Below are 11,136 nucleotides of genomic sequence, written 5' to 3' on the forward strand. Positions count from 1 at the left end.
CCGTGTTCTATACAAAAGAAAAACTCCTTTACGAACGCCTCAGCATCCTTTTTGGTCATGCTATGTTTTGCTGCCAATAAGTCAGTAAGATCTTGAATTGTTAGTCTTTCATTCATAACGGGGAATATATTTATTTAAACTTATCTTTCAATGTATTACTAGGTCTATAAGATAATACCAGTTTTGGGGGCACCAACATACGCTGTTTGCTTGCCGGATTTATGGAAATGCGTTCCGCCTTTTTCTTTACTTCAAAAGAACCGAATCCCTGTACCGCAATCATGTTGCCTTCTTCCAACTCTTGCGTCATGCTAGCCAACAAAGAATTGATTAATTCAGAAGTATCTTTGATGGTATATCCTAGTCTTTCCGCTAGCTCGGATGTAAATTCCTTATTATTCATACATTTATAACCTTTGCATATAAATCAAAATCGTCCGCATCTATCACTTCCACCTGATAGAACTGCCCAATCTCAAGCTCTTTTTCAGAACTATTAATCAGAACCTCCGGATCCACCTCCGGTGAGTCGAATTCTGTTCGTCCGATATAATAATCCCCCTCCAACCGGTCAATGATAATTTTCATTTGTTTTCCGATTTTAGCGGCGCTCAATTCAGCTGAGATTCCTTGCTGGATATCCATCAGCTCATCAAGTCTGGCTTGTTTAACTTCTTGCGGGATAGAGTCTTCGTACGCTTCCGCAGCATAAGTTCCCTCCTCTTCGGAATAGGCAAAAGCTCCCATTCGGTCAAAACGCACTTTGCGTACAAACTCTTTCAGTTCTTCAAAGTCCTCTTCTGTCTCTCCCGGATGTCCCACCATTAAAGTTGTCCGCAGGTGAATGCCCGGCACTTCTTTACGGAATTGCTCAATCAGTTTATAAGTATCCTCCTTAGTGACTTGACGTCGCATTAATCTCAACATCTTGTCACTGATGTGCTGGAGGGCGATGTCCATATATTTGCATACATTGTCGCGTTCACGCATAACTCGGAACAAATCAGTAGGAAAATGCGCAGGATAGGCGTAATGAAGGCGGATCCACTCTACACCCGGAATGTCGGAGATACGTTCAATTAGTTCCGGAAGCATTTGTTTCTTATATAGATCGACCCCATAATAAGTCAGCTCCTGTGCGATCACTTGAAACTCTTTTACGCCTTGAGATACCAGATACCGGACCTCATCAAGAATTTCATCAATCGGTTTGGATATGTGACGCCCTGTGATGATAGGAATAGCACAATAGGAACATTTCCGGTCACACCCTTCTGATATCTTCAGATAAGCATAATGTCGGGGAGTCGTTAATGTCCGTTCGATATATAATTCATCATGATACGTCTGTCCTAAATCCTGCAACAATTCCTTCCAATTGAACTTGCCATAGAACTTATCTACCTGCGGTATCTCGATTGCCAATTCTTTAAGGTAACGTTCGGAAAGGCAACCCATTACGAAAAGCTTTTTCAAATCACCTTCTTCTTTCCTTTCGGCAAATTCCAGAATCATATTGATAGATTCCTCTTTTGCGTCACCGATAAAACCGCATGTATTAATAACAGCTATTTCACCTTGCGGATTTTCCGTATCATGAGTCACACTGTATCCGACTTCTTCCAATTGACGTATCAATTGTTCCGAGTCTACCAGATTTTTAGAACATCCCAAAGTGATTATATCAATTCTTCTTTTTTTCATGCATTCTCTCCAAACAAAGAATCTACAAACTCATTCTTACGGAATACCTGTAAGTCTTCTATGCCTTCACCTAATCCGATATATTTAACGGGAATCTTGAATTGATCTGATATGCCGATTACAACTCCTCCCTTCGCTGTACCATCCAGTTTTGTAATGGCCATTGCTGTCACTTCCGTTGCAAGAGTGAACTGTTTTGCCTGTTCAAAAGCATTCTGACCTGTAGAACCGTCCAATACCAATAGAACCTCATTAGGAGCATCGGGCACTACTTTTCGCATCACATTCTTTATCTTTGTCAGCTCGTTCATCAAACCGACTTTGTTGTGAAGACGTCCGGCAGTATCAATAATTACAATATCCGCATTGTTGGCAACCGCAGAACTAAGTGTATCGTACGCCACCGATGCAGGGTCGGCACCCATTTTTTGCTTAATGACAGGCACACCTACTCGTTCTCCCCATATCATAAGCTGTTCTACTGCGGCAGCACGGAATGTGTCGGCAGCTCCCAAGTAAACGGACTTGCCTGCTTTTTTGAACTGATAAGCCAATTTGCCAATTGTTGTGGTCTTGCCTACTCCATTCACTCCCACAACCATAATCACGTATGGTTTCTTATCAATAGCTACATCAAAATCAGCTATATCTCCCGAGTTGTTCTCAGTCAATAAAGCGGCTATTTCATCGCGTAATATATGATTCAGCTCTTGGGTATTCACATATTTATCTTCCGCTGCACGTTTTTCTATGCGCTTAATTATATTTAAAGTGGTTTCCACACCTACGTCAGATGTAATCAGCACTTCTTCCAGATTATCCAACACTTCGTCATCCACCTTTGATTTACCAGCTACGGCACGAGCTATCTTACTAAAGACACTCTCTTTGGTTTTAGATAATCCTTTATCTAAAGTTTCCTTCTTTTCCTTGGAAAAAAAACTAAAAAAATCCCATATTTATAGATGTTTGTATGATACATTATGCTACAAAGATATAACAAAGGATTGGAAAAGTAAAAAAAGAAGCAATAAAAAATCCCCTCATTGTTATCAATGAGAGGATTTTGAATTTATAGCGTGTATGCTATCTCGATTATTTTTTGAAAAAGTCTTGTACTTTTTCGTTCGGAACCATTTGTTCATCAAAAACGTATGCTCCGGTTTTCGGAGATTTTACCATTTTGATAACCTTGGTATAAGCACGACCTTCTTTAGAACCATCGTGCAAACTTGCTACTGTTTTCTTTGCCATGGGTTATACTTCTTTATTATTTAATTTCTTTGTGTACTGTTACTCTTTTCAGAATCGGGTTGTATTTCTTCAACTCAAGTCTTTCTGTAGTATTCTTTCTGTTCTTAGTTGTGATATAACGAGATGTTCCCGGCATTCCACTGTCTTTGTGTTCTGTACATTCCAGAATCACCTGTACTCTGTTACCTTTTGCTTTCTTTGCCATTGTAAGTTTTCTCCTCTACATTTAGCCGATTACTTTAATGCTTTTCCAATCACAATAACCTTTAGCCACAGCTTCGGTCAGCGCAGCGTCCAGTCCTTTTTTGTTGATAATACGCAGCCCATTAGCGCAAATGCTAAGGCTGATCCAACAATCTTGTTCTACATAGTAGAACTTTTTGTTAAACAAGTTCAAATCAAAGGTTCTTTTAGTTCTTCTCTTTGAGTGTGAAACATTGTTGCCAATCATGGCTTTCTTTCCGGTAATTTGACAAATCTTCGACATTTCTATCTTATTTTTATAGTTTTATATCTATACTTATTTCAAACAGGACGCAAAGTAAGTACTTTTATCCGTATAAAACAAGAATTTCTTAAAATAATTCACTTATAAGCAGCTATTTTTCTTTATTTGAGTAAATCTCGGAGCATTAGCAACGCATTATTGCCGGCTCTTTCAATATTCATGGCTCTTCCGCGATTTGTTTCCTGCTTGTATGTCCGAATTTCGTTTTTATAACCAGCAGCTATCCATACAGTCCCCACAGGTTTCTCCGGAGTGCCTCCTCCCGGTCCGGCTATTCCCGATGTGGCGACAGCGCAGTCAGTTTTCAATGCTTTCATCGCACCTTTTACCATTTCAATCACCGTTTCTTCACTAACGGCTCCATACTTTTCCAATGTCTCGGAAGACACGTACAAAAGGTCCTTCTTCACTTCATTGGAATAAGCCACTATGCTACCTTTAAAATATTCCGAACTTCCAGCGATAGATGTCAGTCGCTCCGCAATGCTTCCACCTGTGCAACTTTCTGCGGTGGATACGGTTAATTTCCTCTTTTTCAGTAACTCCCCGATGATGACTTCCAATGGGGTGTCTTCTTCGCTGAAAATGTCTTCGCCCAATATTGTTTCCAATTTTGCTTTCTCACGGTTCAGAAGAGTTTCCACTTCTTTCCTGTCATGTCCGCGTCCGGTCAATCTCATACGGATAATTCCCAGTTTGGGCAGATATGCCAGTTTGATGCAATCCGGTAAGGCGACCTCCCAAGCTTCTAATTTCTCTGCCAACACGGATTCGGGGTAATGTTGTACTAAGAAAGTCTGATGCATAATGACATCTGTTTGAAACCTCTCATGCAGTTTGGGTAATACGCTTTCAGCCATTACGGTAGTCATTTCCTGTGGTACTCCCGGCATAGATACAAGTACTTTGCCGTCTCTCTCGAACCAGCTCACAGAAGCACTTCCTACCGGGTTGTTGATTACCGTACAGTTCTTCGGAACCATTGCCTGACCTTTATTCAGTTTATTCATTGGTATTTTACCGGCCAATACCCGTTTCACGTTTTCGAAGACTTCTTCGCTGAATATCAGTTCAGTATTGAAGTACTTACAAAGTGTTTGTTTGGTAATATCATCTTTAGTAGGGCCCAGTCCTCCGGTTACTAAAACAATATTTACCCTTTTCATCGCATTATCAATCGCTTCCAGGATCTCTTCTTCTCTATCGCGAACCGATACGATGCGAAGGACTTCAATTCCTATATTATTTAACTCCCGCCCCATCCAGGCGGAATTTGTATCGACAACCTGCCCTATCAGCAGTTCATCACCAATGGTTATAAGCTCGGCAAACATATTTCTCCTGCTTTATTTATTATATATACCTATTATATTATAAGAATATCCCTACTTCATTAAGCTATTCTTCCTGCTTCTTTCTCTCGTTCCACGTACGTGGACTTTATGTTTCGTGTATGTGAAACAAAGAAATAGAATAGAGGAAACCTATTAATGCTGCCGTCATATTCTCCTAATTCTATCAAGACAAACGGCAAAAGTTACCGTATCCCAATGCTTATATGCCGTTATTCCGATGCAAAAACACGGTTATTGTCACCTATTTCATCATCAATTGTCACTGTTATCACCTATTGTCACTCCTATTATCACCTGTTAAGCAGCTATCATACAAATGATTAGACGGAAAAGTGACAATAGAAAAATAACTTTATAGGGTGACACGAGAATAAGCCGGAAGCTCAATAGAGCAGAAATCTTTATCCAGATATTTGAAATATCCGGTAATGGCAATCATAGCCGCGTTGTCAGTGGTATAGCTGAATTTAGGTATAAAGATATTCCAGCCATACTTTTCCGCATGTTCCCGGAAAGCATTACGCAATCCGTTATTTGCAGAAACTCCTCCTGCTACAGCCACCTCTTTTATCTTATACTCTTTCGCAGCTTTTCGCAGTTTATCCATAAGGATATCTACTACCGTTGCTTCCAATGAAGCTGCCAGATCCACTTTATGGTGTTCGATAAAATCAGGATCTTCCTTCATCCAGTCGCGCAATGAATATAAAAATGAAGTTTTCAGTCCACTGAAACTATAATCCAATCCCGGAATATGAGGTTTGCTGAATGTATATGCTTTCGGATTTCCCTGGCGTGCCAGCTTATCGATAATGGGGCCGCCCGGATATCCTAATCCCATAACTTTTGAACATTTATCGATTGCTTCACCTGCGGCGTCGTCAATTGTCTGACCGAGAATCTCCATGTCATTATAGGCCTTTACCAATATAATCTGCGAATTTCCTCCGGACACTAAGAGGCAAAGGAATGGAAATTGTGGCTGTTTATTTTCTTCTCCTTCAGCTTTAATAAAATGAGCTAAAACATGACCTGTCAGATGATTAACATCAATCATAGGAATCCCGAGAGAACGAGCGAATCCTTTAGCGAAAGAGACTCCGACAAGTAAGGACCCCATTAATCCGGGACCACGTGTAAAAGCTACTGCACTCAACTCTTCCTTAGTGACTCCGGCACGTTTCAACGCTTCATGTACTACCGGTACGATATTTTGCTGGTGTGCCCGTGAAGCCAATTCGGGTACTACGCCGCCGTATGCTTCGTGTACGGCTTGACTTGCTACCACATTTGACAGCAGATAACCATCCTTGATAACGGCTGCCGACGTATCATCACAGGAGGACTCAATTCCTAATATTATTGCACTCATAAGTTATTTAAACTATTAAACGGTGCAAAAGTAATCATAAAACTACGATTCATAACGAACTATTTTATATTTTTGTTCGCAAAATAAAAGTAATCGCTTATCAGAACGCTGAAAAAGACTGTACGCTGGGTAGTTGGTATTGTACTGGGAGTATATATCGGAACTATTGTTTTGCTGAACATACCAAATGTTCAGCAAGCGATGAGTGCGTTTGTCGCCGATGAACTTTCCGAAGTGTTGAAGACGAAAGTGGTAATCGGCAGAATCAATATGGGATTATTGAACCGTATTATCATTGATGATGTATTGCTTGATGACCAAAGTGGACAGGAAATGTTGAAAGTCACCCGTTTGTCTGCCAAGTTCGACATTGTGCCTTTTTTTAAGGGAAAGATTTCTATCAGTAGTGTACAGCTTTTCGGTTTCAATATTAATCTTCGCAAGGAAACACCGGATACTCCTCCTAACTTTAAATTTGTTCTGGATGCTTTTGCTTCCAAAGACACTGTAAAGAAAGAGAGTTCGCTTGATTTGCGTATCAATTCAATATTGATTCGTCGTGGAAGAATGTCTTATCATGTACTTTCGGAAGAAGAGACTCCGGGAAAATTTAATGCCAAGCATATCCAACTTCAGAATATTATAGCCAATATATCTTTGAAAGCATTGAGCAAAGATTCGGTCAATTTGGGAATCAAGCGATTGAGCCTTGATGAGAAGATGTCCGGATTTTCTTTGAAGAAAATGAGCTTGAAGCTGGTAGCCAACAATAAACAGACAAGCATTGATAATTTTGCTATTGAACTGCCCGAGACTTCTTTAAAAATGGATACTATCCACTTGGTGTATGACAGTTTACAAGCATTCGAGCATTTTGCGGAGGAAGTGCATTTCTCTTTCCGCACGTTACCGTCGCAGATTACATTAAAGGACATCTCTCCTTTTGTGCCGGTTCTTTCTCATTTCAAGGAACCGATAACGTTGGACATGGAAGTAAAAGGAACTGTAGACCAGTTGAACTGTTCGCATTTGGAGATTGTGTCGGAGGAACAGCAATTCCGTCTTAGAGGGGATGTCTCGTTACAGGATTTATCACATCCGCAGGATGCGTATGTGTATGGTACTCTTTCCGAACTTTCGGCCAATACCCGCGGGGTAGGCTTTTTAGTACGTAACTTGAATCCGGATTATAATGGAGTTCCTCCCATTCTCGAACGTTTGGGAAATATTAGTTTTCGCGGAGAAATTTCCGGATATTTCACAGACTTGGTAACGTACGGTCAGTTGCGTACAAGTCTGGGAGATGTGAAAACCGACTTAAAGTTAAGTGCGGATAAGAGCAAAGGGCTGTTCGCTTACTCCGGTGCGGTGAAAACAACGGACTTCAAGCTGGGGGAACTATTAGCTAATGAACAGTTGGGAGAAATAACTTTCAATCTGGATGTGCATGGACGGCATATCACAAATCAGCGCCCAACTGTAGAACTGAAAGGCCTGATTGCTTCAATAGATTATAGTAGATACAGGTATGAAAATATCACGCTGGACGGAGAATATAAGCGGGGTGGATTTAACGGTAAGGTAGCATTGGACGATCCGAATGGTTCCGTCTATCTGAACGGGGATGTCAATGTCACTTCCAAAGTTCCTACCTTCAATTTTCTGGCGGTAGTACACAAGGTGCGTCCGCATGATCTTAATCTTACTACTAAATATGCGGATGCGGAGTTTTCGTTGAAATTAAGGGCCAACTTCACAGGTGGTTCCATAGAAGAGATGATTGGAGAAATCAATGTCGATAGTTTGGAATTTACGGCTCCGGATAAAGAGTATTTCATGAAGAACATGAATATTCGGGCTACAAAGAAAAATGACGAAAACCAATTGAAGCTGACTTCTGAGTTTCTGACGGCTGATGTAGAAGGGAAATTCCAATACCACACCTTGCCCGCCAGCATTCTTAATATTATGCGGAAATATATTCCGTCTCTGATATTGCCGCCTAAAAAAGAATTTGAAACGCATAATAATTTTCAGTTTGATATACATATCTATAATACGGATATTCTATCTACCATCTTTGATATTCCATTGACAATATATACCCATTCTACTTTGAAAGGATATTTCAACGATCCTTTGCAGCGTCTGCGTGTAGAGGGGTATTTTCCCCGTTTGCAATATAAGAATAACTTTATAGAATCGGGTATGGTTCTTTGTGAGAATCCAGCGGATCATATTCGTGCGTTAGTTCGTATGACCAATCTGAAAAAGAAAGGAGCGGTTAATCTTTCTTTGGATGCGCAAGCCAAAGATGATAATGTCAGTACAACCTTGAATTGGGGTAATAATGCGGCTGTAACGTATAGCGGACAGTTGGCGGCTGTAGCTAAGTTTCTCCGTACGGAAGGAGAAAAACCGCTCTTAAAGGCAACGGTAGACGTGAAGCCTACTGATGTAATATTGAATGATACGCTTTGGAAAATACATCCTTCGCAAGTGGTAGTGGATTCGGGAAAGGTGGATGTGAACAATTTCTATTTCAGCCATCAAGACCGTTATGTACGTATCAACGGACGTCTGTCTGACAATCCCGAAGACTCGGTCAAGGTTGACTTGAAGGATATCAATATGGGATATGTGTTTGATATTGCCAATATATCGGATGATGTAAATTTTGAGGGAGATGCTACGGGAACGGCATACGCGTGCGGTGTGTTGAAGAAACCTGTCATGAATACTCGTTTGTTTATAAAGAATTTCTCTCTCAATCAGGGACGATTGGGAGATTTGGATATATATGGTGAATGGGACAATGAGAATAGAGGAATCCGGTTGGATGCGTTTATCCAGGATATTGCTCCTTCTCCTTCGCACGTCACGGGTATTATTTATCCGTTGAAACCGGAGAGCGGACTTGATTTGAATATTGAAGCGAATGAATTGAATTTGAAGTTCCTCGAACATTATATGAGAAGCATCGCTAATGATATAAAAGGACGCGGAACAGGTAAGGTGCATTTTTATGGCAAGTTCAAGGGATTGAATCTGGATGGTGCAGTAATGACAGATGCATCTATGAACTTTGATATTCTGAATACCCACTTTGCCATCAAAGATACCATTCATCTGGCTCCTGGTGGATTGACATTCAATAATATACATATTTCCGATATGGAGGGACATACGGGAAAATTAAACGGATATCTGCATTATGAACATTTTAAGAATCTGAATTATCGTTTCGAGATACAGGCTGATAATATGCTTGTGATGAATACGAAAGAATCGGCGGATATGCCTTTCTATGGAACTGTATATGGAACCGGAAATGTAATGTTGTCCGGCAATGCTGCACAAGGGCTGGAAGTGAATGCGGCCATGACAACGAATAGGAATACGACCTTTACCTATATTAATGGTAGTGTAGCGTCGGCTACCAGTAACCAGTTTATTAAATTTGTAGATAAAACGCCACGTCGGACTATTCAGGATTCTGTTCAAATTATCTCTTATTATGATCAGATACAACAAAAACGTCAAGCAGAGACAGAAGAACAAAAAACGGATATCCGGTTGAATATTTTGGTGGATGCAACTCCCGATGCCACTATGCGGATTATTATGGACCCGGTTGCCGGAGATTATATCAGTGGAAAAGGAACGGGAAATATCCGGACGGAATTTTATAATAAAGGAGATGTCAAGATGTTCGGTAACTACCGGATCAATCAGGGAGTGTATAAATTCAGTTTGCAAGAAGTGATCCGCAAGGACTTTTTGATTAAAGATGGAAGTACAATTACTTTCAATGGTGCGCCTTTGGATGCAAATATGGATATACAGGCTTCTTATACCGTAAATTCGGCTTCATTAAATGATTTGATGCCGGATGCTTCGTCCATTATACAGCAGCCCAATGTGCGGGTTAATTGTATAATGAATTTAAGTGGTATGCTGGTGCGTCCTACTATCAAATTGGGTATCGAACTTCCGAATGAAAGAGATGAGGTACAGACATTGGTACGCAATTATATCAGCACTGAAGAGCAGATGAATATGCAGATTCTTTATTTGTTGGGAATTGGTAAGTTCTATACGGAAGACGCTCGTAATAATAATCAGAACTCGAATGTCATGTCATCGGTGCTATCCTCCACTCTGTCCGGTCAGTTGAACAATGCGCTGTCGCAGGTTTTTGAGACGAATAACTGGAATATCGGAACGAATTTGAGTACAGGAGACAAAGGTTGGACAGATATGGAAGTGGAGGGTATTCTTTCTGGACAGTTGCTGAATAACCGGTTATTGATTAATGGAAATTTTGGTTATCGGGATAACCCGATGGCGAATACGAATTTTGTCGGTGATTTTGAAGCAGAATGGCTGATTAATCGTTCAGGGGATATTCGTTTGAAGGCATACAATGAAACGAATGACCGTTATTATACAAAAACAAATCTAACCACACAAGGGGTGGGAATTATGTATAAGAAGGATTTTAATAAGTGGAGCGACCTGTTTTTCTGGAATAAATGGAAAATACGTAATAAACGGGAAAGGGAGAAATCGGAAAAGGACGGGCAGCAACCGACGGATAGTATTATAACAAAATGACATACAAATATCTATAATCTATCACTTTAAATACATATAGATAGAAATTAAGCGATGACAGAGTCCTGTAGGCTTTATCATCGCTTATTTTAGGCACTATAAAATAAACTGTGTCACGCATTATTTTTTTTCTAAAAACTCGTCGGTCGGGGAACGGCCAGCGCCAAGGGGCGGGACCACCTGTCCCGACGAGCGTAAAATTACAATAATTTAAACCGTTCTCCAAATTTTATGGCCAGTTGCTGTGAGATTGTAGCCCAATTGGCCAGTGGCATAGTCCACTTCTTCCGTATATTACGGTATGCAAGATAAACCAGTTTCTCAAG

The 11,136-nt window shown here is 40.5% G+C and carries 9 protein-coding genes and 1 pseudogene; 1 reads left to right on the forward strand and 9 read right to left on the reverse strand.

Going from position 1 to position 11,136, the window contains the following annotated elements:
- Positions 1-130 precede the first annotated feature (130 nt).
- The 8 genes from BACFIN_RS00470 to tsaD all read right to left on the reverse strand — a co-directional run bounded on the left by BACFIN_RS00470 (position 131) and on the right by tsaD (position 6,193).
- Positions 131-403: an HU family DNA-binding protein gene (locus BACFIN_RS00470; RefSeq protein WP_007758232.1), complete on the reverse strand. Its 273-nt coding sequence runs from the start codon at positions 401-403 to the stop codon at positions 131-133.
- Entirely contained in the window at positions 400-1,704 is a 1,305-nt protein-coding gene (gene rimO / locus BACFIN_RS00465) for a 30S ribosomal protein S12 methylthiotransferase RimO (protein WP_007758234.1), read from the reverse strand. The genes BACFIN_RS00470 and rimO overlap by 4 nt, the downstream gene beginning before the upstream one ends.
- A complete protein-coding gene (gene ftsY / locus BACFIN_RS00460) occupies positions 1,701-2,663 on the reverse strand; it encodes a signal recognition particle-docking protein FtsY (RefSeq protein WP_032839993.1) in 963 nt (320 codons plus the stop codon). The genes rimO and ftsY overlap by 4 nt, the downstream gene beginning before the upstream one ends.
- A 136-nt stretch (positions 2,664-2,799) precedes the next feature.
- Positions 2,800-2,958, reverse strand: a complete 159-nt coding sequence (locus BACFIN_RS22170) for a DUF4295 domain-containing protein (RefSeq protein WP_007758236.1) — start codon at positions 2,956-2,958, stop codon at positions 2,800-2,802.
- Between the two features lie 16 nt (positions 2,959-2,974).
- Positions 2,975-3,163 carry a 50S ribosomal protein L33 gene (rpmG, locus tag BACFIN_RS00455; protein ID WP_002560155.1) on the reverse strand — a complete coding sequence of 63 codons (189 nt, stop codon included), beginning with the start codon at positions 3,161-3,163 and terminating at the stop codon, positions 2,975-2,977.
- A 21-nt stretch (positions 3,164-3,184) separates the two neighbouring features.
- Complete coding sequence (gene rpmB / locus BACFIN_RS00450; RefSeq protein ID WP_004295983.1) at positions 3,185-3,445, reverse strand: 50S ribosomal protein L28; 261 nt, start codon at positions 3,443-3,445, stop codon at positions 3,185-3,187.
- A gap of 122 nt (positions 3,446-3,567) precedes the next feature.
- Positions 3,568-4,800 carry a competence/damage-inducible protein A gene (locus BACFIN_RS00445; RefSeq protein WP_007758237.1) on the reverse strand — a complete coding sequence of 411 codons (1,233 nt, stop codon included), beginning with the start codon at positions 4,798-4,800 and terminating at the stop codon, positions 3,568-3,570.
- Between the two features lie 373 nt (positions 4,801-5,173).
- Entirely contained in the window at positions 5,174-6,193 is a 1,020-nt protein-coding gene (gene tsaD / locus BACFIN_RS00440; RefSeq protein ID WP_007758239.1) for a tRNA (adenosine(37)-N6)-threonylcarbamoyltransferase complex transferase subunit TsaD, read from the reverse strand.
- Between the two features lie 201 nt (positions 6,194-6,394).
- Here tsaD and BACFIN_RS00435 point away from each other — a divergent pair, with 201 nt between their 5' ends.
- Positions 6,395-10,810: a translocation/assembly module TamB domain-containing protein gene (locus tag BACFIN_RS00435; RefSeq protein ID WP_007758240.1), complete on the forward strand. Its 4,416-nt coding sequence runs from the start codon at positions 6,395-6,397 to the stop codon at positions 10,808-10,810.
- Positions 10,811-11,010: 200 nt separating this feature from the next.
- On the opposite strand, the pseudogene BACFIN_RS22180 reads toward BACFIN_RS00435, so the two are convergent.
- A pseudogene (locus tag BACFIN_RS22180) lies at positions 11,011-11,136 on the reverse strand (IS256 family transposase); the annotation flags it as partial.

This window comes from Bacteroides finegoldii DSM 17565, from assembly GCF_000156195.1.
Classification (GTDB): domain Bacteria; phylum Bacteroidota; class Bacteroidia; order Bacteroidales; family Bacteroidaceae; genus Bacteroides; species Bacteroides finegoldii.